Raw genomic sequence first — 25,005 nt, 5'->3', positions numbered from 1 at the left:
AGACCTCGGACGCCGGCTACAAGGACGAGGACGGCTATGTCTGGGTGATGGGCCGCACCGACGATATCATCAACGTCGCCGGCCATCGTCTGTCCACCGGCGGCATGGAGGAGATTCTCGCCTCGCATTCGGATGTCGCCGAATGCGCCGTGCTCGGCATCAAGGACGCTATCAAGGGCGAGGTGCCCTGTGGCTTCCTGGTGCTGAAGGCCGGCGTGACGCGCAAGCCCGCTGATATCGAGAAGGAGATCGTCGCACTGGTGCGCGATAAACTCGGCCCGGTCGCCGCCTTCAAGCTCGCCATCACCGTGGGCCGCCTGCCCAAGACGCGCTCAGGCAAGATCCTGCGCGGCACCATCAAGAAGATCGCCGACGGCGAGAGCTGGGCCATGCCGGCGACCATCGAGGATCCCAAGGTGCTGGACGAGATCGGCGAGGCACTGAAGGGTAGGGTGTGAGGAATTGTCATGCCCGGGCTTGACCCGGGCATCCATCATTCTACGAAGGATGCCTTCTTTTTGATGGATTGCCGGGTCAAGCCCGGCAATGACGAATTGAAACGAACGGCACAAAAATGCGACTGCTTCCAGCTTTGTTGCTCATCGCCCCGCTGCTCGCCGGCTGCCTCGAACGCGGCCAGCCGACTATGGTCGACACCTCGGCCGATGACGATGCCTTCTGCCGCGCTGGCAACGTCGCGCCGGGTTCCAACGAGTATGTCAATTGCCGGAAGAACCGCGACGCCCAGCGCGGCAACGCCAACGCCCGCGCCGATCGCGCCCAGCGAAACCTCGCCGAGCACATGCTGAACAATCCGTCGAGACCGTAGTTGAGGGAGATTGCGATGAACGAAGACAGCTTCAACAGCAGCCTACGCGGCTTCCTGAAGAAAGTCGGCATCACCTCGCAGCGCGAGATCGAAAAAGCCGTGCGCGACGCGCTCGCGGCCGGCAAGCTCAAGGGCAACGAGAAGCTGCCCGCGAAGATGGTGCTCACCATCGGCGGCATCAGCCTGACGCATGAAATCAGCGGCGAGATTGAGTTGGGCTAGCCACAACTGTCATCGCCCGCGAATGCGGGCGATCCAGTATTCCAGAGACGCCAGCGATTGAGCCGATGAGCCGCGGCGTACTGGATACCCCCGCATGCGCGGGGCATGACAGCGGAGTGAGCGGTGCCATCAGCTGCCAAAACAAAACCGCGGCGAGTTTCCCCGCCGCGTTTCCAAGACTCAAACCAGCCGGGAAGAGTCCTTACTCCTCCTCCGCCTTCTTGCCGCCGATCGTCTTCAGCTTGGCGAACACGGCATCGACGTTGAGATCTTCGCGCTGCTTTTCGGTCGGCTCGAACTCCGGCTCTTTCTTGGTGGTCTCCGAGGCCGGCAGCAGGGTGGCGCCGCCGTAATTGGCGGGCACCGGCTTTTCCTTGGCGGCGCGCTGCACCTCGAAATCGAGCTCGATCTGCGAGCACAGGCCGAGCGTCACCGGGTCCATCGGAGTGAGCGTGGAAGCATTCCAGTGGGTGCGGTCGCGGACACTCGCGATCGTGGTCTTGGTGGTGCCGACCAGGCGCATAATCTGCGCGTCCTTCAGCTCGGGATGGTTGCGCACCAGCCAGAGGATGGCGCTGGGGCGCTCATGGCGGCGCGACACCGGGGTGTAGCGCGGGCCCTTGCGCTTGGCGGCCGGCGGCAGCACCACCTTGCTCTGCTCGAGCCGGAGGCGATACTCCGGGTCCTTCTCGCCCCTTTCGATTTCCTCGCGCGTCAACTGCCCGTTGGAAATCGGGTCCATGCCCTTGATGCCCTGGGCGGCGTCGCCGTCGGCGATGGCGCGGATCTCCAGCGGGTGCATCTTGGTGAAATCGGCGACCTGATCGAAGGTCAGGGCGGTATTATCAAGCAGCCAAACGGCCGTCGCCTTCGGCATCAGCGGCGCGTTGCTCATGGCAAATCTCCTTTGCGCTTCGCCCACCTCTTTTGGAGGCGAAGCCGTGGGTCATCAGCGATGACGGGAATTCCGCCCTATATAAGCCCTGACGGGTAAAAGGCGCAATGGCCCTCGCAAAAGTGCCTTGACACAGCGGCAAAGCGGTCCCAAGTCCTTACCGAAACTGGCCGTTCCCCGCCCGCCGGCTGGGGGTGATTCGGTCCCGGGAATTGCCCCAAATGTCAGCCAAACCAGACCGAAGACCAGACCTGAGAATCGTGCTTTGTTCTCCCCGCGGCTTCTGTGCCGGGGTGGTGCGGGCCATCGACACCGTGGAACGGGCGCTCGCCATCTATGGCGCCCCGGTCTATGTCCGCCACGAGATCGTCCATAACAAATACGTCGTCGACAGCCTGAAGACCAAGGGGGCGATCTTCGTCGAGGAACTGGAAGAGATTCCGGACAACACCAACGCGCCGGTGGTTTTCTCGGCCCACGGGGTTCCGAAGTCGGTTCCCGCGGAAGCCAAGTCGCGCAACTTCTTCTCGCTGGATGCGACCTGCCCGCTGGTGACCAAGGTGCACCGTGAGGCCGCCATCCATTTCAAGCGCGGTCGCGAAATTCTCCTGATCGGTCATTCGCACCATCCGGAAGTGGTCGGCACGCTCGGCCAGTTGCCGCCGGGCGCAGTGACGCTGATCGAGACGGCCGACGATGCCAAGACCTTCACGCCGAAAAATCCCAACAACCTCGCCTTCGTGACGCAGACCACGCTGTCGATCGACGACACCGCGGAAATCGTCTCGATGCTGAAGGAGCGTTTCCCGAACATCTCCGGGCCGCACAAGGAAGACATCTGCTACGCCACCACCAACCGCCAGCTCGCGGTGAAGAAGGTGGCTCCCGTCGTCGACGCGCTGATCGTGGTCGGCGCGCCGAATTCGTCGAACTCGCAGCGGCTGCGCGAAGTCGCCGAGCGCGAGGGCTGTCCGATTTCGGTGCTGGCCCAGCGCGCCGGCGACATCGACTGGAAGCGCTTCGAGGGCATCAGGAGCCTCGGCATCACCGCAGGCGCATCCGCGCCGGAAGTGATCGTCGAGGAGATCATGGGCGCCTTCGCCGAGCGCTACACGCTGCATGTGGACACGGTCTCGGCCGCGGAAGAAAACGAGTTCTTCCCGCTGCCGCGTTCGGTGCGGCCGGACGCAGCATAAGGCGGTCTCATGGCGGTCTACACCGACGTCGCCGCCGAAGAGCTCGCGGAATTCCTCAAAGGTTACGACATCGGCGAACTGCTCTCCTACAAGGGCATCGCCGAGGGCGTGGAGAATTCCAACTTCCTGATGCACACCTCGAAGGGCGCCTACATCCTCACGCTCTACGAGAAGCGCGTGGCGGAAGATGACCTGCCTTACTTCCTGTCGCTGATGGCGCATCTGGCCGAGCACGGCGTGAGCTGTCCGCAACCGGCAAAGAATCGCAGCGGCGCGGTCTATTCCACGCTCGCCGGCCGCCCGGCCGCGATCATCAATTTCCTCGAAGGCATGTGGCCGCGCCGGCCGAACGTGGCGCATTGCGCGGGCGTTGGCGAGGCGCTTGCCAGGATGCATCTGGCGGGGCGCGACTTTCCGCTGTTCCGCGCCAATCCTCTTTCCGTGTCCGGCTGGCGTCCGCTGTTCGAGCGCGCGGCCGATCGCGCCGACAACGTGCAGCCGGGCCTGTCCGATTTCATCGCGCGCGAGCTCGAAAATCTGGAAGCGCGCTGGCCGAACGACCTGCCGGTCGGCGTGATCCATGCCGACCTGTTTCCGGACAACGTGTTCTTCCTCGGCGACAAGCTGTCCGGCCTGATCGACTTCCCGTTCTCCTGCAATGACATCCTCGCCTATGACGTTGCGATCTGCCTGAATGCCTGGTGCTTCGAGCCGGATCAATCCTTCAACGTCACCAAGGCGCGCGCGTTTCTGAGCGCCTATGGCCGCACGCGCCCGCTCGTGCAGGCCGAGCAGAACGCGCTGCCGCTGCTGGCCCGCGGCGCCGCGCTGCGCTTCCTGCTGACGCGGCTGGTCGATTTCCTCAATGTGCCCCCGGGCGCGCTGGTGAAGCCGAAGGACCCGCTGGAATATGTCCGCAAGCTGCGCTTCCAGCAGGGGGTGGCCGGCCTCAACGACTACGGCGTCACACCGGCGGGATGCGCGGTGTGAGCGAAAAGCCGCACGTCACGATCTTCACCGACGGCGCCTGCTCGGGAAATCCCGGACCCGGCGGCTGGGGCGCGATCCTGCGCTTCGGCGAGGTCGAGAAGGAATTGAAGGGCGGCGAGGCCCACACCACCAACAACCGCATGGAATTGATGGCGGCGATTTCGGCGCTGGAAGCGCTGAAGAAATCCTGCGTCGTCGACCTCACCACCGACAGCCAGTATGTCCGCCAGGGCATCACCGGGTGGATCCACGGCTGGAAGAAGAACGGCTGGCGTACCGCCGACAAGAAGCCGGTCAAGAACGCCGAGCTGTGGCAACGCCTCGACGCCGCGCTGAAGCCGCACGAGGTGCGCTGGCACTGGATCAAGGGCCACGCCGGCCACGCCGAAAACGAGCGCGCCGACCGCCTGGCCCGCGATGGCATCGCGATGGCGAGGTTGCGCGAGCGGACGCGGGAATAGCGATCGCCGTCATCGCGCACGACTAGCCGCCGAGCACGTTTCCCCAGCCGTCGAACACAAAATCCTGCCACAGCACCGTTCCATCGCCGCGATCGACCATGCAGCGGCGGAAATCGTCGGCGTCTTCTCCGGTCCAGGGGATGATCGTGTCCGATCGTCGGTCATGCAGGATCGCCGGCTGGGACGGATCGAAATCCTTCATGGGATGCAGGGTAGGTGGCGGTTGAACGGTCGGCATGCCCGGATAATGCACATGCACGATACTCGTTGCATTGTCCCGTCGAACCGTTGACTTTCGAGCGCTGGACAATTGGAATCTCGGGGCGGGTGAGCCTGCGCTCACCCCGCCCTGAAAAGCGCGCAGCCTAGAGCTGCCCCAGCAGCGTCTCGCCGCCGGACACCTCGACCTTGCCGGGCGCCGGCTCGAGGTTGAGCTTCTTCACCACGCCGTCCTCGACCAGCATCGAGTAGCGCTTGGAGCGGATGCCGAGACCGTTGGCGGAAGCATCGAGCTCGAGGCCGATCGCCTTGGCGAAATCGGCGTTGCCGTCGGCGAGGAACACCGCCTCGTCGCGCTGGTCGGTGTCGCGCTTCCAGGCGTTCATGACGAAGGCGTCGTTGACCGAGACGATGGCGATGGTGTCGACGCCCTTGCCCTTCATGGCATAGGCGTTGAGGAAGATGCTCGGCAGGTGCATCTTGTGGCAGGTCCCGGTATAGGCGCCGGGTACGGCGAACAGCGCCACCTTCTTGCCCTTGAAAACGTCGTCGGTGCTTTTGACCTGCGGACCTTCCGCCGTCATGACGCGAAACTTCGCCTCCGGCAGCTTGTCGCCAACTTGGATTGCCATCGCAATTCTCCCCTAAATGAGCGGATGTGTCTTAGAGCATTTTTGCAGCGGGGGGAAACCACTTCACCGGGGTGTGATGGGCGGTTTCCGCATCCCTGATCGTCATTGCGAGGAGCCCGCGACAAAATTGCGGAGCAATTTTGCGCTGGAGCGACGACCCGTCTACGCTTGCTGCGCAAGCTACGCCGGGCTCAAGTCCGCCGAAGCGCCCGTGCGCGAAGGCGGAAGCAATCCACCTGTCCACGCGGGGACCGATGGATTGCTTCGCTGACGCTCGCAATGACGGTGGAGGGACCGCGCCCTAAGCGGCCGCCGCCTTCTTCTCGTCGCGCAGCTCGCGGCGCAGGATCTTGCCGACATTGGTCTTCGGCAGCTCGGTCCTGAACTCGATCTGCTTCGGCACCTTGTAGGCGGTGAGCTGCGTGCCGCAATATTTGATGATGTCTTCGGCGGTGAGCGCCGGATCCTTGCGGACGACGAAGGCCTTCACCGCCTCGCCCGACTTGGCATCGGGCACGCCGATCACGGCGCACTCCAGCACCCCGGCGTGGCTGGCGATCACTTCCTCGATCTCGTTCGGATAGACGTTGAAGCCGGAGACCAGGATCATGTCCTTCTTGCGGTCCACGATCTTGGTGTAGCCCTTCTCGTCCATGATGCCGATGTCGCCGGTGCGGAAATAGCCGTCCGCCGTCATCACCTTCGCGGTCTCGTCGGGCCGGTTCCAGTAACCCGACATCACCTGCGGACCCTTGGCGCAGATCTCGCCGGCTTCGCCGAGCGGCAGCTCATTGCCGTCATCGTCGCGGATCGACAGGTAAGTCGAGGGTACGGGAAGGCCGATGGAGCCCGAGAACTTGTCGGTGTCCGCCGGGTTGCAGGTCAGCGTCGGCGACGTCTCGGAAAGGCCATAGCCTTCCGACAGCGCGCATCCGGTCACCGCCAGCCACTTCTCGGCCACGGGCTTCTGCGTCGCCATGCCGCCGCCGAACGAGGTCTTCAGCTTGGAGAAGTCGAGCTTGTCGAAGCCGGGTGAGTTGAGCAGGCCGTTGTAGAGCGTGTTGACCGCCGGGAAGGAGTTGACCTGGTACTTCGCGAGTTCCTTGATGAAGCCCGGCATGTCGCGCGGGTTCGGGATCAAGAGGTTGACGCCGCCCGCGCGCATCGCGAGCATGAAGCACGCGGTCAGCGCGAAGATGTGATAGAGCGGCAGCGCACAGACGATGAAGAGCTGGTCGACATGCGGCGGTTTCTTCAGCGCCGGCTGCAGCCATGCGTCGTTCTGCAGGATGTTGGCGACGATGTTGCGGTGGAGCAGCGTCGCGCCCTTGGAAACGCCGGTGGTGCCGCCGGTATATTGCAGGAAGGCGACGTCGTCGGGCGTCAGCTTCGGCTTGTCGAGCTTCATGCCGCGGCCGGCCGCGACCGCGTCGTTGAAGGCGACGGCGCGCGGGATCGACCAGGCCGGCACCATCTTCTTCACCTTGCGCACGACGAGGTTGACGATCACGCCCTTGAAGCCGAGCAGGTCGCCCATGCTGCCGACGATGACGTGCTTGACGGAAGTCTTGCCGAGCACCTGCTGCACGGTGCTGGCGAAATTCTCCAGCACGATGATGGTTTCCGCGCCGGAGTCCTTGAGCTGGTGCTCGAGCTCGCGCGGCGTGTAGAGCGGGTTGACGTTGACGACGCTGTAGCCGGCGCGCAGCACGGCCGCGGTCGAGATCGGATATTGCAGCACGTTCGGCATCATCAGCGCGACGCGCGAGCCCTTGGGCATGCCCCTGCTCTGCAGGTAGGCGGCGAGCGCCTGCGACATCTCGTCGAGCTCGCGGTAGCTGATCGACTTGTCCATGCAGATGAACGCCTTGCGGTCGGCGAACTTCGCAAAGCTTTCCTCGAGCAGTTCAACCAGCGATGAGTACTGGGTGGCGTCGATATCGGACGGTACGCCGGCCGGATATTGCTTGAGCCAGATACGCTCCATGGGTCTCTCCCTCAAATTCTCGGATTTGTCGCATTCGCTGGCCGGTTGAGTGGTCCGGACCGCCTTGTTTGCGGCAGTATTGGCAATGCGGCCCAATATGGCAAGCGGCTGCGCGTTATCGACGCATTGGCCAGGGACGGGCAAACGCGGTTAACGGCGGCAAAGCCGCGCAACCTGCAAGCCTTGGCGGTTCGCGCGATCAGCCCGCCGGTTTGGTTTCGGGCTTGGGCTTTGCGGTCGCCGCCGGCTTGGGCGACGCTGCGGGCTTGGCGGTTGCCGCGGGCTTGGCGGTTGCCGCGGGCTTGGCGGCAGGCTTTGCCGCGCTGGAAACGGGCTTGTCGGCGGGCTTTGCTGGCGCCGCAGTTTCGGGCTTGGCCGAGGCCTGCTGCACCTTCGGCTTGGCGGGCTTCTGGTCCGGCTTGGCGGCCGGTTTCTGGTCGGGCTTGGCCGCGGTCCTTGTCTCGGACGCCTTGGATCCGGCGGCGCCGTCCGGCTTCTGCGCCGCGGTCCGCGAACGCTTGCCGCGCTTGGCCGCCTGCTTCTCCGAATCCGTGGCCACCGCCGCGATCAGGGCGGCGCCGGTCCTCTTCGGCCCGGTATAGACGAGCATCGGCTCGCCGGCCGGAACGTCCTGCAGCAGCACTTCGGAGGCTTTCGGCATCGGCGCCTGCAGGCCGGCGGTGAAGAAGGTCATGCTGGCCTCGCCGCCGGTCGCGCTGCTGCTCGCCGCAACGGTGAGGGAGGCATCGTCCTCGTCGGTCGCCGGGCGCTTGCGTTTGCCGTTGCACATCTCCTCGCGCAGGTTCGGCGGCGTGGCATCGATCGGCGCGAGGCTGTCCACCGTGCCCATCGAGGGCCTGAGCCACGACAGGCCGGTGTTGCCGAAGCCGCGCTCCAGGAGCTGCGCGGCGCGCACCGCGCGCGCCTGACCCGAGGAGGAGCCGAGCACGACGGCGATCAGCCGCTTGCCGCCCCGCGTCGCGGAGGCGACGAGGTTGTAGCCGGAGGCGCAGATGAAGCCGGTCTTGAATCCGTCGGCGCCGGGATAGCGGCCGATCAGGCGGTTGAAATTGGCGGTGGTCCGGCGACCGAAGCGGATGGCCGGGATGTGCATGAAGTATTCGTATTCGGGAAGGTCGCGGATCACGGCGCGGGCGAGGATCGCCAGATCCCGCGCCGAGGTGACCTGGCCGTCGGCGGGCAGGCCGTTCGGATTGACGTAGGTCGTCTGCGTCATCCCGAGGCGCTGCGCCGTCTGGTTCATCATCGCCGAGAAACCGTCGACCGAACCGCCGGCGCCTTCGGCGAGCACCACCGCCATGTCGTTCGCCGACTTCACCATCATCATGGCGAGCGCGTTCTCGACGGTGACCTGCGTACCCGGCTTGAAGCCCATCTTCGACGGCGCCTGCGAGGCCGCCACCGGCGACACCGTCAGCGTCTGCTCGAGCGACATGCGCCCTTCCTTGACCGCCTTGAGCACCACATAGGCGGTCATGATCTTGGTGACGGAGGCCGGATACCAGGGCATCGTGGCGTTGTCGGCCTGCAGAACGCGGCCGCTGTCGGCCTCGACCACAAGCCATGCCTCGCCGCGCGCGGCGCCCGACAAGGTGATGGCGCACGCCGCAATGGCAATGAATTTCAGCGGTGAGTTGCCAAGCAGCGAGCGAATGAATTGCACAATCCGATTCCGGTCCTTTGAGAACCCGCCTCATTGCAATGAGGAGGTCCTTCGAATGCGACTTTCGGGTTTCAAGCGTATCCGGCGCCGTGGCTTCGCGGCCGGTTGCAAACTATACCGGCCGGCCTTTTGAGAACAGAGGCTTGCGTGGGTAATTCGTGGATGAAATGGGCCGAATTTCGGCAGGCCTAGCCGGGAATTTTACCGCCCTCCGGCCTTTGAGTCTCTTTGGGCATGTTGACCGCGGCCCGCGCATGCTCCTGCACCATGAACTGCGCCCGCGCCAGCTCCGCAAAACGCCCGCCTCTGGCGACGAGTTCATCGAAAGTTCCGCTTTCGATCACGCGTCCGTTGTCGAACACGAGGATTTTCGTGGCATTGCGGATGGTGGAAAGCCGGTGCGCGATCACGAAGGTGGTGCGGCCCTTCATCACTTCGTCGAGGGCGGCATTGACCTTGGCCTCGGTCACCGCATCCAGCGCGCTCGTCGCCTCGTCCAGGATCAGGATCGGCGGATCCTTCAGGAGCGCGCGCGCGATGGAAAGCCGCTGGCGCTCGCCGCCGGACAGCATGCGGCCGCGCTCGCCTGCATGGGTGTCGAATTTCTTGTCGGCACGCTCGATGAATTCCAGCGCCTGCGCGCGCGAGGCTGCCAGCCGCAGCTCCTCGTCCGTCGCTTCGGGCTTGCCGACCCGGAGATTGTCGGCGATCGAGCGGTTGAAGAGCAGGGCTTCCTGGAACACGACGCCGATGTTCCGCCGCAACGCCGTCAGCTTCAGCGCACGGACGTCCATGCCGTCGATCTTGATGATGCCGGATTGCGGATCGAAGGCGCGGTGCAACAGCGCGATCGCGGTCGACTTGCCGGCTCCGGTCGGGCCGACCAGGGCGATGGTCTGGCCGGGCAGGGCGGAAAAGGAGAGATCCTCGATCGCCGGCCGCTTGCCGTCGTAGGAAAACGAGACATCGTTGAATTCGACGAGGCCGGAGAGGCGCCCGGTATCGACCGCGCCGGGCCGATCGCGCACCGCCGGCACGGCGTCGAGCACATCGAAGAACTGTTGCAGGCGCGGGGCTTCCATGAAGACGCTGTTGATGAAGCCCACCACCTGCTCGAGCTTCTGGATCAGCATGGTGGCGAACGAGACGAACATCACGATCTCGCCGACCGTCGTGAGCCCCTGGCTGTGCAGCGCGATGCCGACGGTGAAGATCGCAAGCACCGTGATGGTGGTGGAGGCGCGGGTGATCACGGTGACCAGCGCCCACCATGACAGCACGGGCATCTGGGCCGCGAGCAGCTTGTCGGCGACGAAGCGCAGGCCCTGCACCTCGGAATCGATCCGCACGAAGCTTTGTACCAGCGCGACATTGCCGAGCGCGTCGGAGGCGCGGGCGGAGAGGTCGCTGTAATGTTCCTCGACCTCCATCTGCATGCCATAGGTCTTGCGCACCACGAGCGTGGTCAGGACCGTGAAGACGACGCAGAGCGCGAACAGCAGGACGGCGAGCCGCCAGTTGATGTAGAGCGACAGCGGCAGCAGCACCACCAGCGACATGATCGCCGCGAAATGCTCGCGGAAGAAGCCGAGCCATACCCGCCACAGCGCGTCCGTGCCGCTCAGCATGGTCTTCATCAGCGTGCCGGAATGCGTGCCGGTGTGGAAGGTGAGCGGCAGCTGCAATATGTGCTCGAAATAGTCGGTCAGCACCGCCTGGCGCTGGCGGTGCGCCAGCCGGTCGGCGTGGAGCGCCACCACGGCGCTGCAGACGATGGTGAACAGTCCGAATGCCACCCATGCGGCCAGCAGCGGCCACGGCGAGTCCGTGGCGAACAGGCCAGTGACCGGCCGCCCCGACATCACGTCGATGATCTTGCCGAACAGCACGGGTTCGGCGAATTGCGCGCCGGCCAGCAGGAGATTGGCCACCGCGAGGATCCAGCCGAGCCGGGCCTCCTTGCCGAGCAATTCGAGCACGCGGGTATAGAGGCGGATGATGGACATGCGGCAGGCACTCGGGAGGCGAATTCCGGTGCCTATTCTAAGCAGGGATCGCGAACGACGACTACCCAATTCGCGCGTTGGCGCCGGCCACGCCCACACCCTCATCCTGAAGGAGCCGTGAAGCGGCGTCTCGAAGGATAGCCGCGGGCGAGATCGGGACCTTCATGGTTCGCCCGGCGACCGAAGCGTCGTCCGGAGACGCGCGGCATTGCCGCGCTCCTCACCATGAGGATTTCCCATCAGTTGATCAACCGCCCGTTGAGTGGCGGCAGAAAACTGCCGTCGAAGATATCCGCTGCCGCCGGCCGCTTGCTGAACTTGAAATCCTCGGCGAGCTGCTCGATCGACTTCTCGAACCGGGTCGTATCGATGCCGCCGAGTCCGTTGCGCCGCACCTCCGGCGTCAACACGTTGTCACGCAGGATTGCGCGCAGCCGTTCTAGCTCCAGCTCGCGCGAGCCGCCGTCCATCCGGCTCACCACCTGCGCGACAGTGAGTGTGGGCTCCTTGATCATGAGCTGGATGCCGCCGACCGTGGCGCGGATGAACGCCTTCACGGCTTCCGGCTTCGCCGCGGCGAAGGCTGGATTGACGACGATCGAATAGCCATAGGCCTCGCTGCCGTAGTCGGCGAGCTTCAGCAGCACGAGGTCGTCGGCCGGCACGCCGCGATCCTTCAGGTTGATCGCGGACAGGAAGGAAGTGCCGGTCACCGCGTCGACCTGCCCCGCCGAGAGCATCGGCTCCCGCACGGCCGGGCTGATGACGCTTCGCTTGATGGTGGAAAGGTTGATGCCGTTTTGCCTGGCCACCGCCGGCCAGAACTTCGCTGCCGGGTCGCCCTCGACCACGCCGAGGCTCTTGCCGGAGAGATCGCCGAGCGCCTGGATGCCGCGGCTCTTGCGCGCGATGATGGAATAGCCCGCCTGGTTGAACAGCACGAACACCGCCTTGGCGCGGGGGCTGTCCGGCTTCTCCTTGTCGCGATGGCGGATCAGCATGTTGATGTCGACCAGCGCAAAATCGCTTGCGCCGGTGGCAACGCGCGCCATGGCTTCCTGCGCGTTGGCCGCCGCGCTGCTGGTGACGGACAAGCCCTCGGCGCTGAACAGCCCGCTTTCCTGCGCAATCACGAAGGGCGCTGCCACCGCGTCGATCGGCCGGTCGAACGAAAGCTGGATCGCAATCGGATCGGCGGCCCGCGCCTGCGGACACACCGCGCCGCCCAGGCCCGCCAGGAGGGCCAGCATGAAACGCAGGGCGTGGGGCCGGTGTGCACGCATGAGACTAACCACGGGACGGGGCCTTCGATACTGACGCTGGAGTCATGCAGGAATCATGACGCCGCGGCGGCCCGGCTATTCTCTCCCTTTAGTCTGAACGGGCGATGAGCGCCACGATTTCGTCACGGATCGTTCAGCTTGCATTCGGGTTCGGGAACCCAATATGCGCCAGGTGGTTAGTAGATGAAGGCCTGCTGTCAGGCCGGCTGACCACGGAGGACGTGAAAATGTTCACGGATAAGGGTTTCGTTTCCCATCTCGGCCGCGCGGCCATGGTTGCCGGCGTCGCGGCGACTGTGTTGACCTCGGTCGGGCCGACGGCGGCGGTTGCCGCGCCGGCGGTCAAGGAGAAGGGCCTGACGGCGGCGGCCGGCACGAGCGGCGCCACCGATTTCAGCGCCCGTCGCCGCCATTATCGCGGAGGTGGTGCCGCAGCCGCAGCCGCGTTTGCCGGCATCGTGGGCCTCGGGATCGCCGGCATTGCCGCCGCCAACGCCCGCCGCGACTATTACTATCATCAGCCCTACGGCTATTACGGCTATGGCGGGCCGCCCGTCGTCTATTACCCGGCCGACGGCTACTATTATGGCGGCGGCTACTATGGTGGCGGCCGGCAATACTATGGCGGCTACGACACCGGCATGCGCCCCTATTACAACGGCTGGTGACGAGGCTCCTTGAAAGCGCGCCGCCGGCCGCCTTGGCCGGCGGGAAAATTTCGCTTTTGGCCCCGTATGTTAACGCGTTGTCGGCAAGTTTGGACTAAGTTCGAGCCATGAGTGATTCGCTCGAACGGCTCTATCTGGCGGTGATTGCGGCCAAGGATCTCGATCCGGCGACGTCGCGTACGGCGAGGCTGTTTCAGCGCGGCCCCTCCAAGATGGCCAAGAAGCTCGCCGAGGAAGCCATCGAGGTGGTCATCGACGCCGTGAACGGCGACAGCGAGGCGGTCATTCGCGAGAGCGCCGATCTTCTCTACAACCTGACGGTCCTTTGGGCCTCGGCCGGCGTCCGGCCGGAAGACGTCTGGCGGGAAATGCAGCGCCGCGAGCACCTGCTCGGCATTGCCGAGAAGTTGCCGAAGACGGCGGTCAAGCTGCCCAAAGCCGCGGCAACGCCCACGCGGCGACGAATTGTCGCGCTGGAAGGCCGCGCCTTCCGCAAACGGCACTGAATCCGCTCGATTTCCGGTAAATCCCGGCATGGACAAATCGGCGCCATGATGGTTCATCGCGCTCCATGCTGAAGCGAATTTACGACTGGTGCATTGCCGCCGCCGACAAGCCCTATGCGCTCTGGATCATGGCGGCGGTGTCTTTTGCGGAGAGCTCCTTCTTCCCGATCCCGCCCGACGTGATGCTGCTGCCGATGTCGCTGGCGCGGCCGCAGCGGGCCTGGTTTTTCGCCACCGTCTGCACCATCGCCTCCGTCGCCGGCGGCATGGTCGGCTATGCCATCGGCGCGCTGCTCTACGACTCGCTCGGGCAGTGGCTGATGCACATCTACAATCTCTCCGACAAGGTCGAGACCTTCCGCCAGTCCTATGCCGAATGGGGCGCCGTCATCATCCTGCTCAAGGGATTGACGCCGATCCCCTACAAGCTGGTCACCATCACCTCGGGCTTTGCCGGCTACGACATCTGGCTGTTCATCCTGTGCTCGATCGTGGCGCGCGGCGGCCGCTTCTTCGTGCTCGCCGTGCTTCTCAACCGGTACGGCGACGCCATCCGTGCCGAACTCGAGAAGCGCCTGACGATGTGGGTGGTGATCGGCGCCGTCGTGCTTGTCGCCGGATTCTACATCGCCTATCGATTGGTCTGAAACGGCTCCTGCCGAACCGTGAGCGCACCGCTCCGCGAGCCCTTGGCTGCTGCGGTTCAGCGGAATCTGTGTTATCCTTCAAGCCAAATCGAATTGAAGAGGCTTCCTGAAGTGGACATTAGCCGTACCTTTTCGGTTGTCCTGACCCCCGAACCGGAGGGCGGCTTCACCGTGCGTGTACCGGAAATTCCGGAAATCGTAACGTTCGGCGATACCGAGGGGGAGGCGCTGGAAATGGCAGAGGATGCCATCCGACTGGTTCTGGATGATGCCGCAGCCCGTGGAGAGGATATGCCAGAGCCTGCGAGCGAGCCTTCGCGGTTGCGCAGTGTTACGGTCACGCTCGCCGCATGAACGAGCGACTTCCCGCGCTGCGGGCACGGGAGGTGGTGGGTGCCTTGGAGCGGGCGGGTTTTGCGGTCAGTCGGACATCCGGAAGCCATTGCCGCCTCGTTCATATCCGCGATCCGCACGCAAGGTTACCGTTCCTCTCCATGGCAGCTCTGACATGAAGCGCGGTACTCTGCGCGCCATCATTGCGCAGGCGGGCCTTACCGTAGAGGAATTCATTGGCTTACTGTGACAACGAGTTGCTACGCGGTCGAATGCACGGTGGGACCAACCATTGCTCCGCAGATTGCGCGATCGGCGTAGCATTGGCGCTGCACGTTGTGCTGCTCGCAGGCCCGGCATGGCCGCAGGCCGCGGCTCCCTCGCTGGGCGTGCAATCGCCTGCCCAGCAATCGGCGCCGCCGCCACCGCAGCAACAGCCCGAACCAGCCGCGCCGCCGGCGCGCGAGGAGAATCCGGGTCTCATCAACGAACTCGGCAAACTCTGGGACAAGCTGCCCAGGATCAAGAGCCCGGCGGAGACGCTGCAGGACATCAAAGGCGCCAGCGAGAGCCTGGGCAATCTGGCAAAGCCGTCGAGCATGGTGACTGGCCGCATGGCCTGCGCGGTATCGGCGAACGGTGCGCCGGATTGCAAGAGCGGCGCCGACCGGCTGTGCCAGAACAAGGGATACAAGGAAGGCAAGAGCCTCGACGTCGATGCCGCCGAGAAGTGCTCGCCGAAAGCCTTCATTCCCGGCCGCAAGCGCGAGCCCGGCGACTGCAAGACCGAAAACTACGTGATCAAGGCGCTGTGCCAGTAGAGCATGATCCGGAAAACTGTGACGCGGTTTTCCGAAAAGATCATGCTCAAACAAGAAAGCTAGAGCGAGATGACGATTCGTCGTCGCGCTATAGGCGACGGCTGACACTGCGCGTCAACCCAGGCAACAAGGCAGGGAGCGCCCATGAGCCGGATCGAGCAGGATTTTCTCGGGACACGCGAGATCGGCGACGACATCTATTACGGCGTCCAGACCATCCGCGGCAAAGAGAATTTTCACATCACCGGCATTCCGATGAGCCAGGAGCCCTTCTTCGTGAAGGCGCTGGGCTACGTGAAGAAGGCCGCCGCGATGGCCAACCGCGATCTCGGCGCGCTCGATGCAAGGATTGCCGACGCGATCGTCCAGGGGTGCGACCGCGTCATCGCCGGCGACATGATGGATCAGTTCGTCACCGACTTCATCCAGGGCGGCGCCGGCACCTCGACCAACATGAACGCCAACGAGGTCATCGCCAACCTCGCGCTGGAATCCCTCGGCTTCAGGAAGGGCGATTATCATGAGGTCAGCCCGAACGATCACGTCAACTACGGCCAGTCCACCAACGACACCTATCCGACGGCGTTTCGCCTCGCGCTGATCCTGCGGCTCGACAGCTACATCACCGCGCTGCGCCAGCTGCAGGAGGCTTTCTTCGCCAAGGCAAGGGAGTTCGACGGCGTGCTTAAGATGGGCCGCACCCACCTGCAGGACGCCGTCCCGATGTCGCTGGGCGCTGAATTCCGCGGCTGGGGCACCACCATCGGCGAGGAGGTCGATCGCATCTCCGAAGCGCGCTCGCTGCTGCGCGAGATCAATCTCGGCGCGACCGCGATCGGCACCTCCGTCACCGCGGCGCCGGGCTATCCGAAGCTTGCGGTGCGCCACCTCGGCGAGCTGACCGGCGTCGAGTTCATCCTCGCCGGCGACCTCGTGGAGGCGACCTCCGACACCGGCGCCTATGTGCAGCTCTCCGGCGTGCTGAAACGCACGGCGAGCAAACTGACGAAAATCTGCAACGACATCCGCCTGCTCGCCTCGGGCCCGCGCTGCGGCTTCAACGAGATCAACCTGCCGCAATTGCAGCCGGGCTCCTCGATCATGCCCGGCAAGGTCAATCCCGTGATCCCGGAAGTCGTCAACCAGACCAGCTTTCTGGTGATCGGGCTCGACACCACGGTGACGCTGGCGGCCTCCGCCGGACAGCTGCAGCTCAACGTGATGGAGCCGGTGATCTCGTTCGCGCTGTTCTTCTCGATCCGCACCATGGAGCGCGCGGTCGACAGCCTGCGCGAGAACTGCGTGGTCGGCATCACCGCCAACCAGGAGCACACCCGCAACATGGTGCTGAACTCGCTCGGCATCGTGACGGTGCTGAAACCGCTGCTCGGCTACAAGCAATGCGCCGAGATCGCCCGCGAGGGCTACACGCAAGGCAAGCCGCTGCACCAGATCGTGGTGCTTGAGCGGAAATTGCTCACCCAGGAGAAATGGGACGAGATGTTCTCCTTCGAGCGGCTGATCAACCCGGATCTGCTGCAATAGCGCCGGCGATTCCGCAGGTTGAAACGACCGCTGCAAATTCATGCTGGAACGTAGCCGCCGGACGGATGAAACATTCTCCCGGCCGGCCGCGCATGGCAGCTTGCAAACGCAATACTTGACAGTGGAAAGATTGCCTTGTTGGTATGACGGGCGGCATCCAAGCCGCCGCCAATGAAGGATCGTCTCTCAATGTCCATGCCCAGTCTGTTCAAGGGCCGCCTGTCGATACCCGTGATCGGATCGCCCCTGTTCATCATCTCCGTGCCCGATCTCGTGATTGCCCAGTGCAAGGCCGGCGTGGTCGGCTCGTTCCCGGCGCTGAATGCGCGCCCCGCCTCGCTGCTCGACGAATGGATTGCGCGCATCAAGGAGGAGCTCGCCGCCTGGGACAAGGCCAATCCCGACCGCCTTTCGGCGCCGTTCGCGGTGAACCAGATCGTGCACAAGTCCAACAACCGGCTCGATCACGATCTGGCCGTTTGCGAGAAGCACAAGGTGCCGATGCTGATCACCTCGCTCGGCGCGCGCGAGGAGCTGAACCAGGCCGCGCATAATTGGGGCGGCATCGTCTTCCACGACGTCATCAACCAGAAATTCGCGCGCAAGGCGGTCGAGAAGAGCGCCGACGGCCTCGTCCTGGTCGCGGCCGGTGCCGGCGGCCACGCCGGCACCATCTCGCCGCTCGCCTTCGTCGCGGAAACCCGCGCCTGGTTCGACGGGCCGATCGCGCTGTCGGGCGCGATCGCGAGCGGCCGCGCCATCCGCGCCGCGCGCGTCCTCGGCGCCGACTTCGCCTATATCGGCAGCGCCTTCATCGCGACGCAGGAAGCCAACGCGGTCGAAGCCTACAAGGAGATGATCACGACCTCGTCGGCGGAGGACATCGTCTATTCCAACCTGTTCACCGGCGTGCACGGCAACTACCTGAAGCCGTCGATCGTCAAGGCCGGTCTCAACCCCGACGACCTGCCGACCTCCGATCCCTCCAAGATGAGTTTCGGCACCGACGCATCCGGCGAGCGCGCCAAGCCGAAGGCCTGGAAGGAGATCTGGGGCAGCGGCCAGGGCATCGGCAATATCGGCAAGGTCGTCCCCGCCGCCGAGCTGATCGCGCGCTTCAAGAGGGAGTACGAGGAAGCCGTCGATCCCGCGCTGGCGTAGCTCCCCTTGAAATCAAGAATGCGTCATGGCCGGGCTTGACCCGGCCATCCACGTCTTTTTCGAGCGGCACCAAAGACGTGGATGCCCGGGACAAGCCCGGGCATGACGCCTCTCGTGGAACTGCGAGCGCTTACTCCAGCTCGATCGCCTGGTACTTGCCGCGCTCGTCGATCGCGGTGCCCCAGACCTTGTGCGAGGCTTGGTGTTCGGCGCGGCCGTAACCGAGCTTGGTGCCCAGTCCCAGATCAAGCTCGCGCATGGCCTCCAGCGTATCGACCAGCTTCTCGGTATCGAACTGCGGGCCGGCCTTCCTGATCGCCTGGATCAGCACGTTGGCCGCGACATAGCCTTCGAGCGAGACATAGTCCGGCGCCTCGCCGGGGAAATATTTGGCCAGCGCGTTCTTGTACTCCAGCACGATGCTGGAATAGCCCGACACCGCCGGCACCACCTGGGTGACGATGACGCCGGTGGCGTATTTCGGCCCGAGCAGCATCAACTCGTCGGCAAGCGCGGTAGAGCCGACAAACGACACGTTGGTGTAGATGAGGCCGGGGATCACGTCTTTCGTCTTTTCGATGAACTTGGCGCAGGACCGATATGCACCCACCATCACGACCGCCTTGATCGGCGTCTTTTGCGCCTTCAGGGTGTTGACGGCTTCGTCGACGTCCAGAGTGTTGCGCTTGTAGCCGACCCGCAGGATCGCGGCGTCGTTGCCGCCCATCGCCCGGAAGGCCTTGGCGACGCCCTGGAAGCCGGCATCGCCGTAGGAATCCTCCTGGGCGAACACCGCGATCTGCCTCAGCGGAATCTTGCGCATCTTGACGAGATAGCGCACGACCGCGTCGGTTTCCTCGACATAGCTGGCGCGATAGTTGAACACATAACGGTCTGGCGGATCGTTGCGCAGTATGCCGGCACCGGTGAAGGCGCCAAAGAACAGCATTTTCCGCTCGAGCGCAAAGGGGACCCCAACGACCGCGGTCGGCGTTCCGACATTGCCGATGATACCGAAGACCTGGTCCTTCTCGTAAAGCTGCTTCATCGCTGCGCCGGTGCGCGACGGCTCATACCCGTCGTCGGAGGCGTACAGCTTGAGCATGCGGCCATCGACGCCGCCGGCGTCGTTGACCCGGTTGAATGCCGCCTCGATGCCGAGCTTCATCTGGCGTCCGAGCTCCCGGGCGGAGCCGGAGAAGGCAGCGGCGATGCCGAAGCGGATCTCGCGGTCGGTGATGCCGCGAACCGCCGGGCCGGGCGGGACGACGACCTGTGTCGGCGTGGCGGCCGCGACCACCGGTCCCGTCGCCGGGGCGGCGACTGTCGGTGCGGGTGCCGGCGCGGTGGCGGCGTTGGCGGGTGCCGGTCCGATCACGGCCGACAGGCTGGGGCCGGCGACCGACCGTTCGAGGTCGGCGAGCTGGCGGTCGGCCGCCCGGCAATCGGTCCTGCCGACGGCGACCGCCGTGCGGCCCTCGGTGACGCCGCGATCGAGCGCCTGCGTCAGGTCGGCGCGATCGGCATCGCTGGTGGCGGCCTCCCTGATGACGGAGGTGAACTTGTCGACCACCGTCTGCACGCGGGGCCTTGCGACGTCCTTGCAGGTCAGCGCGGAGCCCACCACGGCGCCGACGCGGGTCGCGAGGTCGCGCAGCACCTCCAGCTTGTCTCCCGGCGCGGCCCCGGCGGGGCCGGCGAGCAGCACGCCGACCAGGAGCGCTGCGTGGAACGGGGGACTGCACTTCCAATGCGTGATCGGCCGAAGCCGGCGTTGAGGCATTTCCATAACTTCCCCCTTTCGGGTCGTGCGTGGTTCAAGGTCCTGAACGGATCGAGGTTTCGTTCGCTGTTTCACTGCTTGTCCTGGGCGTCCGCAGGCTTCTGCTGCCATTGCATGAACTGCTTCAGCAGCGCTTCCGACTCCTGAGGGCTCACCGGCGCGGCGCTATCGGACGACGCCAGGATCGACTGCAATTCCGGCGACGGCTGCGGCTCGCGCGGCCTGGCGGCCTGTTCGGATCTCGATATCGCGGCCTTCATGGAATCGATCAGCTCGGCGGCCGACGGCTCGGTGCTCGGCTGCTGCTGCAACGACGGAATCACGATGACGAAGAGCAGCGCGACGAAGGCGGCCGCGCCGACCGCCGCAGCGAAGCGGCCGACGACTCCCAGCACGCCGCTGCGCTCGATCTCCGGCGGCTCCTCGACGGACTGCGGATCGAGCGGATGCCGCAAGGACTCGCGAACCGCATCCTCGAGCTGCACGTCGAGCGTCGTGTCCGTGATGGAGGTTGCAGGTGCCCGATAGGCCGGCGTCTCGCCCAGTCGGGGCAGCCGCGCAGAATCCGCGTCGCGTGGCGCGCGCGGCGCGTAGTAGGCGGGATCGTTGGGACTGAGCGGAGGTTTCTGGTCGATTGTCGCGTTCATACGCTACTCCTCTGACGCGTGACTCTTACTCTTTCATCGAACGGGTAGATAAAATTCTCGGCTGCCGCGCCCGCGCCCGGACGACATGCCGACGTCCTGACCGATCGGAAAAGGCGGAGTGAAGAAGTTGAATCAAAACAGCGCCGGCGATGACGACGATCGTCCGGCGGAATTGAACTCGACGATCGGGACAGATCCCGCGACGGCACCCCACAGCTCCCTATTGCCCATCCCCTGGCAAGAGCCCGCTTCACGCGGGATGTGACCCGCCTTGCGGCGGCGTCACCGAAGCGTGATGAAACACGCGCTGGACATTAATGCGCCGAGATCGGGGCAAATTCGCGTTGAGTTTGCAGCCTGCTGACGCCTTTCGGTCACGCTGCCGACACAACCGCTGGTTCCACGCGGTGAGTGACGGTCGGAGCCGCACTCCCGCGGCTCGTCATGTCCGCCCTTGTCTCCGGCATCCACCTCCTTGCGGAATCGCAGAAAACACAAGGTGTGCATGGCCGGGACGAGCCGGGACGAGCCCGGCTGGCGATGGGGAAGAAAGCGCGCGTGTCCAGGAAATTCAGGAGTCACAGACATGCCCAATTGCCGCCACGGGATATTAAACCTTCGTTAACCATGCGGATCGATTGGTAACCTTTCAATAAGAAAGGCCGAGTCGAGCCATGGACGCAGCTGTCGAGCCCACCCGCCAACTGGTTCGTCTGCGAGGCCGCTCCTACCTCGCTTTCGTGTTCTCTCCCAGCGTGCCGATCATGGATTGGCTGCAGGACATCGACGCGACGCTTGCCCGCTCGCCCGGATTCTTCGTCGGCAAGCCCGTGGTGCTCGATCTGTCCACCGTCGATCTCTCCGGCTCGGCGATCTCCCATCTGGTGATGAGCCTGGAGAAGCGGGGCATCCGCGTCCTCGGCATCGAGGGTTGCGAGGCAGTGCGGCTCACCGCGAACCTGCCGCCGCTGCTCACCGGCGGCCGCCACGCGCCGATCCAGCAGGTCGAGCCGGAAAAGCCGGAAGTGAAGCCGCCGCCGAGCTCGCTGCTGCTCGACAGTCCCGTGCGCTCCGGCCAGTCGATCGTGTTTCCCGACGGCGACGTCACCGTGGTGGGTTCGGTCAGCTCCGGCGCGGAGATCGTCGCCGGCGGCTCCATCCATGTCTACGGCACGCTGCGCGGCCGCGCGATGGCCGGCGTCAACGGCAACGCGTCGGCGCGGATCTATTGCCACAGGATGGAAGCCGAGCTGCTCGCGATCGACGGCTATTACCAGACCGCGGAAGAAATCCCCGACGAGATGCGTACCCGTCCGGTGCAGGCCCTGCTCGACGGCAATGTCATGCGGATCACGCCGCTTAGTTGAGTTGCTCATTTGAACAGTATGGAGGGTTAGATGGCCAAGGTTCTCGTTGTGACGTCAGGCAAGGGCGGGGTGGGCAAGACCACGACCACCGCCGCCGTCGGGGCTGCGCTGGCGCAAAGCGGCAAGAAGGTCGTCGTGGTCGATTTCGACGTGGGCCTGCGCAACCTCGATCTCGTCATGGGCGCCGAGCGGCGGGTCGTCTTCGATCTCATCAATGTGGTGCAGGGCGTCGCGAAACTCCCGCAGGCGCTGATCCGCGACAAGCGCCTGGTGAATCTCGCCCTGCTGCCGGCTTCGCAGACCCGCGACAAGGATGCGCTGACCGAGGAGGGCGTCGGCCGCGTCATATCGGAGCTGCGCGAGACCTTCGACTGGATCGTCTGCGACAGCCCGGCCGGCATCGAGCGCGGCGCCACGCTCGCCATGCGCTATGCCGACGAGGCTATCATCGTCACCAACCCGGAAGTGTCCTCGGTGCGCGATTCCGACCGCATCATCGGCATGCTCGACTCCAAGACGGCGAAGGCGGAGAAGGGCGAGCGCGTCGAAAAGCACATCCTGATCACCCGCTACGACGCGGCGCGCGCCTCGCGCGGCGAGATGCTGTCGATCGAGGACGTGCTGGAAATCCTTGCCACCCCCTTGCTCGGCATCGTCCCGGAGAGCCAGGACGTGCTGCGCGCCTCCAATGTCGGCTCGCCCGTCACTCTCAACAGTCCCGCCAGCGCGCCGGCACGCGCCTATCTCGACGCCACGCGCCGCCTGCTCGGCGAGAAGCTGGAAATGAGCGTGCCGGCCGAACGCGTCGGCTTGATGAACCGCCTGCTTGGACGGAGGGCTGCATGACCGTGAAATTCCTGCGGCTGTTCGGTGGTGGCCGCGAAGCTTCCGCAACCGTCGCTCGCGAGCGGTTGCAGATTCTTCTGGCGCACGAGCGCGGATTGCTCGGCCAGCAACCGGACCTGCTGTCGCGCCTGCGCGAGGAAATCCTCGCTGCGGTGTCGCGCCATGTTGCGCTCGATCCCGACAAGGTTATTGTCCGGATGGACCGGAGCAAGAACGTCTCGACTCTCGAAGTCGACATCGAGCTCCCCAACGGACTCGAACCGGCGCTCGCGGCCGCGGGCTGAGCCGATCCTGCCTCGCCGCGAAGATGCAAGTCCTGGATTGATGGAAGCCATTTTTCGCGTCGACGGCGCCAATGCCGTCACCAGCCCCCATGCCGCCGGCCCCTGGGATCCGAACATGCAGCACGGCGGGGCGCCGGCCTCGCTGGTGGTGTGGGCCGCCGAGCGCATCGCCACGCCCGCGCCGATGCAGATCGCCCGCGTGACGATCGATTTGATGCGTCCGGTGCCGGTGGCGCCGCTGAGGCTGGAGACCGAGGTGCTGCGCGAGGGCCGCAAGATCCAGCTCTGCGCGGTCAGGCTAATGGCGAACGGCGTGCTCACGGTCGCCGCCACCGTGCTGAAGGTCAGGCGCCAGGCGCAGCCGCTGCCAGACGATGTCATCGAGCCGCCGCTCGATGTCGCCGCACCCGGGCAGTCGCGGGAAGAGCCGCAGAACAGCCCGTTCGGCATGGGCATGACCATCCGCGCCGCGCGCGGCCGGTTCGGCGGACCCGGGCCGGGCGCGATCTGGTACCGCGCCGAGCGGCCGCTGGTCGCGGGCTCGGCGATCTCGCAGGCGATGCGCGCCGTGGTCGCCTCCGATTTCTGCAACGCCTCGAGTGCGCTGGATTTCCGCAAGTGGACCTTCCTCAACGCCGACCTCAGCGTCAGCATGGCGCGCGAGCCGGTCGGCGAATGGGTGCTGCTCGATGCCGTCTCCTGGATCGGCCCGGACGGCGCAGGCGTTGCGATGGCGCGCCTTGCCGACACACAAGGCTATTTTGGCCGCTGCGCGCAGACCCTCGTCATCGAGAAGCGGTGAGCATTATGGGAAGCTACACCGGCCTCATGGTTCGCCCGGCGATACGCAGCATGGTCCGGAGACGGCGCTCGCGCGCCTCCTCGCCATGAGGGGATGGAGCAGGGCGGCATCAGCGGTGTCATCCCTCATGGTGAGGAGACCCACGCAATCGGTCGTCTCGAACCATGAGGCTCCGAACGGCTCCGAAAGCGGAGGAGTCTTAGAGACTGCTCATGTCCTATCAAGAAGTATGACCGCAGCCACCATGGCAAGCAGCAACACGAAGGCGCCCAGAAGGACGCGAAAGTATACTCGGTTGTATTCCTTTAAGAGAAATGTGCCGCCGAAAAGCAAGCCAAAGCTAAATTCCGGATCCTTATTGAATGCTGAGATCACCATCATGAGGAATGCCCACGCGAAAACGATCCATAGCCCAACCATCGCCGTGAATGTGATTGAATTCATTCCCTCGTCCCCACCGGCGACTCGCGATCATCGTAGCCTAATTCGAAGGCTATTAGAGCGCCTCACTGGATCACGGTTGTCTCCCGCAACGTAATACCCTCAACACAACCACTACCCCACCATCCGTTCTCGCCCGGCCCAGAAACTCGCCTTCAGCACCTTCTTGTCGACCTTGCCGACGCCGGTCATCGGCAATTCCTTGACGAACTGAATCTGCTTTGGCGCATGCGCTGCGCCCTTCTTCGCCTTCACCAGCGCGATCAGCTCCTCCGCATTCGGCCGCGCGCCCTGGCGGGCGACCACGATCGCCGTGACGGCCTCGCCCCATTTGTCGTCGGGCACGCCGACCACGGCGCACATTGCGACGTCGGCGTGTTGCGTCAGCACGTCCTCTACCTCGCGCGGGAAGATGTTGAAGCCGCCGGAGACGATCATGTCCTTCTTGCGGTCGAGGATGAACATGTAGCCCCGCTCGTCGCGACGTGCGATGTCGCCGGTGTGCAGCCAGCCGCTTCTGAGCGTCTCGGCGGTGGTCTCCGGCCGCTTCCAGTATTCCGCCATCACATGCGGCGCGCGCACGCAGATTTCGCCGGCTTCGCCGGTTGCGACTTCGCGGTCGCTGTCGTCGAGGATCTTCACCTCGCACGCCGCGATCGGGAAGCCGCAGGACAGGAACAGCTCGGGCGTCCTGGCATCGTGGTCGGCCTTGCGCAGCACGGAAACCGGATAGCATTCGGTCTGCCCGTA

29 protein-coding genes and 1 pseudogene are annotated in these 25,005 nt (G+C 64.8%); 18 read left to right on the top strand and 12 right to left on the bottom strand.

Translation table 11 applies throughout. The annotated features are described in order from the left end of the window. Nucleotides 1-458: AMP-binding enzyme (locus tag ACT4OC_RS24860; protein WP_444841694.1), on the top strand; the 458-nt coding region annotated here is incomplete at its 5' end. Nucleotides 459-493: 35 nt separating this feature from the next. On the opposite strand, the gene ACT4OC_RS24855 is transcribed toward ACT4OC_RS24860, so the two are convergent. Then, nucleotides 494-802 (bottom strand): hypothetical protein, encoded by a 309-nt coding sequence (locus ACT4OC_RS24855; RefSeq protein ID WP_444841693.1) that lies wholly within the window; start codon nt 800-802, stop codon nt 494-496. 42 nt (nt 803-844) lie between these two features. Here ACT4OC_RS24855 and ACT4OC_RS24850 point away from each other — a divergent pair, with 42 nt between their 5' ends. Continuing rightward, nucleotides 845-1,051, top strand: a complete 207-nt coding sequence (locus ACT4OC_RS24850; protein ID WP_444841692.1) for a DUF6494 family protein — start codon at nt 845-847, stop codon at nt 1,049-1,051. 202 nt (nt 1,052-1,253) lie between these two features. Here ACT4OC_RS24850 and ACT4OC_RS24845 read toward each other — a convergent pair whose 3' ends face one another. After that, nucleotides 1,254-1,946 carry a DUF1013 domain-containing protein gene (locus tag ACT4OC_RS24845; protein WP_444841691.1) on the bottom strand — a complete coding sequence of 231 codons (693 nt, stop codon included), beginning with the start codon at nt 1,944-1,946 and terminating at the stop codon, nt 1,254-1,256. 221 nt (nt 1,947-2,167) lie between these two features. Here ACT4OC_RS24845 and ispH point away from each other — a divergent pair, with 221 nt between their 5' ends. The 3 genes from ispH to rnhA are packed head-to-tail and all read left to right on the top strand — an operon-like array spanning nt 2,168 to nt 4,593. Then, entirely contained in the window at nt 2,168-3,142 is a 975-nt protein-coding gene (ispH, locus tag ACT4OC_RS24840; RefSeq protein ID WP_444841690.1) for a 4-hydroxy-3-methylbut-2-enyl diphosphate reductase, read from the top strand. Nucleotides 3,143-3,151: 9 nt separating this feature from the next. Then, nucleotides 3,152-4,132 carry a homoserine kinase gene (locus ACT4OC_RS24835; protein ID WP_444841689.1) on the top strand — a complete coding sequence of 327 codons (981 nt, stop codon included), beginning with the start codon at nt 3,152-3,154 and terminating at the stop codon, nt 4,130-4,132. Continuing rightward, nucleotides 4,120-4,593, top strand: a complete 474-nt coding sequence (gene rnhA, locus ACT4OC_RS24830) for a ribonuclease HI (protein WP_444841688.1) — start codon at nt 4,120-4,122, stop codon at nt 4,591-4,593. The genes ACT4OC_RS24835 and rnhA overlap by 13 nt, the downstream gene beginning before the upstream one ends. A gap of 22 nt (nt 4,594-4,615) precedes the next feature. On the opposite strand, the gene ACT4OC_RS24825 is transcribed toward rnhA, so the two are convergent. The 6 genes from ACT4OC_RS24825 to ACT4OC_RS24800 all read right to left on the bottom strand — a co-directional run bounded on the left by ACT4OC_RS24825 (nt 4,616) and on the right by ACT4OC_RS24800 (nt 12,404). Beyond that, nucleotides 4,616-4,831, bottom strand: a complete 216-nt coding sequence (locus tag ACT4OC_RS24825) for a hypothetical protein (protein ID WP_444841687.1) — start codon at nt 4,829-4,831, stop codon at nt 4,616-4,618. Between the two features lie 127 nt (nt 4,832-4,958). Then, entirely contained in the window at nt 4,959-5,444 is a 486-nt protein-coding gene (locus tag ACT4OC_RS24820; protein WP_444841686.1) for a peroxiredoxin, read from the bottom strand. Between the two features lie 301 nt (nt 5,445-5,745). Further along, nucleotides 5,746-7,431: a long-chain fatty acid--CoA ligase gene (locus tag ACT4OC_RS24815; RefSeq protein ID WP_444841685.1), complete on the bottom strand. Its 1,686-nt coding sequence runs from the start codon at nt 7,429-7,431 to the stop codon at nt 5,746-5,748. Between the two features lie 199 nt (nt 7,432-7,630). Then, the gene (locus tag ACT4OC_RS24810) at nt 7,631-9,115 is read right to left on the bottom strand and encodes a serine hydrolase (RefSeq protein WP_444841684.1); all 1,485 of its coding nucleotides are present in this window, start codon (nt 9,113-9,115) and stop codon (nt 7,631-7,633) included. Nucleotides 9,116-9,303: 188 nt separating this feature from the next. Then, entirely contained in the window at nt 9,304-11,121 is a 1,818-nt protein-coding gene (locus tag ACT4OC_RS24805) for a glucan ABC transporter ATP-binding protein/ permease (RefSeq protein ID WP_444841683.1), read from the bottom strand. A gap of 239 nt (nt 11,122-11,360) precedes the next feature. Beyond that, nucleotides 11,361-12,404 carry an ABC transporter substrate-binding protein gene (locus ACT4OC_RS24800; RefSeq protein WP_444841682.1) on the bottom strand — a complete coding sequence of 348 codons (1,044 nt, stop codon included), beginning with the start codon at nt 12,402-12,404 and terminating at the stop codon, nt 11,361-11,363. A 227-nt stretch (nt 12,405-12,631) separates the two neighbouring features. On the opposite strand from ACT4OC_RS24800, the gene ACT4OC_RS24795 reads away from it, so the two are divergent. The 9 genes and pseudogenes from ACT4OC_RS24795 to ACT4OC_RS24755 all read left to right on the top strand — a co-directional run bounded on the left by ACT4OC_RS24795 (nt 12,632) and on the right by ACT4OC_RS24755 (nt 18,085). Then, a complete protein-coding gene (locus tag ACT4OC_RS24795) occupies nt 12,632-13,072 on the top strand; it encodes a hypothetical protein (RefSeq protein ID WP_444841681.1) in 441 nt (146 codons plus the stop codon). 107 nt (nt 13,073-13,179) lie between these two features. Further along, nucleotides 13,180-13,578 carry a phosphoribosyl-ATP diphosphatase gene (hisE, locus tag ACT4OC_RS24790; RefSeq protein ID WP_444841680.1) on the top strand — a complete coding sequence of 133 codons (399 nt, stop codon included), beginning with the start codon at nt 13,180-13,182 and terminating at the stop codon, nt 13,576-13,578. A gap of 65 nt (nt 13,579-13,643) precedes the next feature. After that, nucleotides 13,644-14,225 carry a YqaA family protein gene (locus ACT4OC_RS24785; protein WP_444841679.1) on the top strand — a complete coding sequence of 194 codons (582 nt, stop codon included), beginning with the start codon at nt 13,644-13,646 and terminating at the stop codon, nt 14,223-14,225. A gap of 42 nt (nt 14,226-14,267) precedes the next feature. Further along, a complete protein-coding gene (locus ACT4OC_RS24780) occupies nt 14,268-14,579 on the top strand; it encodes a type II toxin-antitoxin system HicB family antitoxin (protein WP_444841678.1) in 312 nt (103 codons plus the stop codon). Continuing rightward, nucleotides 14,576-14,671: pseudogene (locus tag ACT4OC_RS24775) on the top strand (type II toxin-antitoxin system HicA family toxin); the annotation flags it as partial. The gene ACT4OC_RS24780 and the pseudogene ACT4OC_RS24775, both read left to right, overlap by 4 nt. Next, complete coding sequence (locus ACT4OC_RS24770; RefSeq protein WP_444841677.1) at nt 14,668-14,808, top strand: type II toxin-antitoxin system HicA family toxin; 141 nt, start codon at nt 14,668-14,670, stop codon at nt 14,806-14,808. The pseudogene ACT4OC_RS24775 and the gene ACT4OC_RS24770, both read left to right, overlap by 4 nt. Before the next feature lie 73 nt (nt 14,809-14,881). Further along, complete coding sequence (locus ACT4OC_RS24765; RefSeq protein ID WP_444841676.1) at nt 14,882-15,379, top strand: hypothetical protein; 498 nt, start codon at nt 14,882-14,884, stop codon at nt 15,377-15,379. A 144-nt stretch (nt 15,380-15,523) separates the two neighbouring features. Next, nucleotides 15,524-16,924 (top strand): aspartate ammonia-lyase, encoded by a 1,401-nt coding sequence (locus tag ACT4OC_RS24760; protein WP_444841675.1) that lies wholly within the window; start codon nt 15,524-15,526, stop codon nt 16,922-16,924. A 189-nt stretch (nt 16,925-17,113) separates the two neighbouring features. Next, nucleotides 17,114-18,085 carry an NAD(P)H-dependent flavin oxidoreductase gene (locus tag ACT4OC_RS24755; RefSeq protein WP_444841674.1) on the top strand — a complete coding sequence of 324 codons (972 nt, stop codon included), beginning with the start codon at nt 17,114-17,116 and terminating at the stop codon, nt 18,083-18,085. Between the two features lie 130 nt (nt 18,086-18,215). Here the strand turns inward: ACT4OC_RS24755 and ACT4OC_RS24750 are convergent, their stop codons facing one another. Together ACT4OC_RS24750 and ACT4OC_RS24745 are read right to left on the bottom strand one after the other, a co-directional pair. Next, nucleotides 18,216-19,868, bottom strand: coding sequence for an ABC transporter substrate-binding protein (locus ACT4OC_RS24750; protein WP_444841673.1), 1,653 nt, complete (start codon nt 19,866-19,868; stop codon nt 18,216-18,218). Nucleotides 19,869-19,939: 71 nt separating this feature from the next. Beyond that, nucleotides 19,940-20,515 (bottom strand): hypothetical protein, encoded by a 576-nt coding sequence (locus tag ACT4OC_RS24745; protein ID WP_444841672.1) that lies wholly within the window; start codon nt 20,513-20,515, stop codon nt 19,940-19,942. Nucleotides 20,516-21,189: 674 nt separating this feature from the next. Between ACT4OC_RS24745 and minC the strand changes: the two genes are divergently transcribed. From minC to ACT4OC_RS24725, 4 genes are read left to right on the top strand one after another with little or no spacing between them, the layout of a single operon-like run. After that, on the top strand, nt 21,190-21,882 hold the full coding sequence (gene minC / locus ACT4OC_RS24740) for a septum site-determining protein MinC (protein ID WP_444841671.1): 693 nt from the start codon (nt 21,190-21,192) through the stop codon (nt 21,880-21,882). A gap of 30 nt (nt 21,883-21,912) precedes the next feature. Next, a complete protein-coding gene (minD, locus tag ACT4OC_RS24735) occupies nt 21,913-22,728 on the top strand; it encodes a septum site-determining protein MinD (RefSeq protein WP_444841670.1) in 816 nt (271 codons plus the stop codon). Then, complete coding sequence (gene minE / locus ACT4OC_RS24730; protein ID WP_444841669.1) at nt 22,725-23,012, top strand: cell division topological specificity factor MinE; 288 nt, start codon at nt 22,725-22,727, stop codon at nt 23,010-23,012. The genes minD and minE overlap by 4 nt, the downstream gene beginning before the upstream one ends. A 40-nt stretch (nt 23,013-23,052) precedes the next feature. Further along, the gene (locus tag ACT4OC_RS24725) at nt 23,053-23,814 is read left to right on the top strand and encodes a thioesterase family protein (RefSeq protein WP_444841668.1); all 762 of its coding nucleotides are present in this window, start codon (nt 23,053-23,055) and stop codon (nt 23,812-23,814) included. A 210-nt stretch (nt 23,815-24,024) separates the two neighbouring features. Here ACT4OC_RS24725 and ACT4OC_RS24720 read toward each other — a convergent pair whose 3' ends face one another. Both ACT4OC_RS24720 and ACT4OC_RS24715 read right to left on the bottom strand, forming a co-directional pair. Further along, nucleotides 24,025-24,258, bottom strand: coding sequence for a hypothetical protein (locus ACT4OC_RS24720; protein ID WP_444841667.1), 234 nt, complete (start codon nt 24,256-24,258; stop codon nt 24,025-24,027). A gap of 111 nt (nt 24,259-24,369) precedes the next feature. Next, nucleotides 24,370-25,005: AMP-binding enzyme (locus tag ACT4OC_RS24715; protein ID WP_444841666.1), on the bottom strand; the 636-nt coding region annotated here is incomplete at its 5' end.

It is taken from the genome of Bradyrhizobium sp., assembly GCF_052389815.1.
In the GTDB taxonomy this organism is placed as follows: domain Bacteria; phylum Pseudomonadota; class Alphaproteobacteria; order Rhizobiales; family Xanthobacteraceae; genus Bradyrhizobium.
This window is presented reverse-complemented; position numbering and strand designations above follow the sequence as displayed.

Excerpts from the sequence above, each read along its gene's own strand:
- ACT4OC_RS24795 (WP_444841681.1), top strand. The coding sequence starts at position 12,632 with ATGTTCACGGATAAGGGTTTCGTTTCCCATCTCGGCCGCGCGGCCATG.
- rnhA (WP_444841688.1), top strand. The coding sequence starts at position 4,120 with ATGCGCGGTGTGAGCGAAAAGCCGCACGTCACGATCTTCACCGACGGC.
- ACT4OC_RS24720 (WP_444841667.1), bottom strand. The coding sequence starts at position 24,258 with ATGAATTCAATCACATTCACGGCGATGGTTGGGCTATGGATCGTTTTC.
- ACT4OC_RS24820 (WP_444841686.1), bottom strand. The coding sequence starts at position 5,444 with ATGGCAATCCAAGTTGGCGACAAGCTGCCGGAGGCGAAGTTTCGCGTC.
- ACT4OC_RS24785 (WP_444841679.1), top strand. The coding sequence starts at position 13,644 with ATGCTGAAGCGAATTTACGACTGGTGCATTGCCGCCGCCGACAAGCCC.
- ACT4OC_RS24745 (WP_444841672.1), bottom strand. The coding sequence starts at position 20,515 with ATGAACGCGACAATCGACCAGAAACCTCCGCTCAGTCCCAACGATCCC.
- ACT4OC_RS24760 (WP_444841675.1), top strand. The coding sequence starts at position 15,524 with ATGAGCCGGATCGAGCAGGATTTTCTCGGGACACGCGAGATCGGCGAC.
- ACT4OC_RS24750 (WP_444841673.1), bottom strand. The coding sequence starts at position 19,868 with ATGCCTCAACGCCGGCTTCGGCCGATCACGCATTGGAAGTGCAGTCCC.
- ACT4OC_RS24800 (WP_444841682.1), bottom strand. The coding sequence starts at position 12,404 with ATGCGTGCACACCGGCCCCACGCCCTGCGTTTCATGCTGGCCCTCCTG.
- minC (WP_444841671.1), top strand. The coding sequence starts at position 21,190 with ATGGACGCAGCTGTCGAGCCCACCCGCCAACTGGTTCGTCTGCGAGGC.
- ACT4OC_RS24850 (WP_444841692.1), top strand. The coding sequence starts at position 845 with ATGAACGAAGACAGCTTCAACAGCAGCCTACGCGGCTTCCTGAAGAAA.
- minE (WP_444841669.1), top strand. The coding sequence starts at position 22,725 with ATGACCGTGAAATTCCTGCGGCTGTTCGGTGGTGGCCGCGAAGCTTCC.
- ACT4OC_RS24835 (WP_444841689.1), top strand. The coding sequence starts at position 3,152 with ATGGCGGTCTACACCGACGTCGCCGCCGAAGAGCTCGCGGAATTCCTC.
- ACT4OC_RS24805 (WP_444841683.1), bottom strand. The coding sequence starts at position 11,121 with ATGTCCATCATCCGCCTCTATACCCGCGTGCTCGAATTGCTCGGCAAG.
- minD (WP_444841670.1), top strand. The coding sequence starts at position 21,913 with ATGGCCAAGGTTCTCGTTGTGACGTCAGGCAAGGGCGGGGTGGGCAAG.
- hisE (WP_444841680.1), top strand. The coding sequence starts at position 13,180 with ATGAGTGATTCGCTCGAACGGCTCTATCTGGCGGTGATTGCGGCCAAG.
- ACT4OC_RS24825 (WP_444841687.1), bottom strand. The coding sequence starts at position 4,831 with ATGCCGACCGTTCAACCGCCACCTACCCTGCATCCCATGAAGGATTTC.
- ACT4OC_RS24845 (WP_444841691.1), bottom strand. The coding sequence starts at position 1,946 with ATGAGCAACGCGCCGCTGATGCCGAAGGCGACGGCCGTTTGGCTGCTT.
- ispH (WP_444841690.1), top strand. The coding sequence starts at position 2,168 with ATGTCAGCCAAACCAGACCGAAGACCAGACCTGAGAATCGTGCTTTGT.
- ACT4OC_RS24725 (WP_444841668.1), top strand. The coding sequence starts at position 23,053 with ATGGAAGCCATTTTTCGCGTCGACGGCGCCAATGCCGTCACCAGCCCC.
- ACT4OC_RS24815 (WP_444841685.1), bottom strand. The coding sequence starts at position 7,431 with ATGGAGCGTATCTGGCTCAAGCAATATCCGGCCGGCGTACCGTCCGAT.
- ACT4OC_RS24755 (WP_444841674.1), top strand. The coding sequence starts at position 17,114 with ATGTCCATGCCCAGTCTGTTCAAGGGCCGCCTGTCGATACCCGTGATC.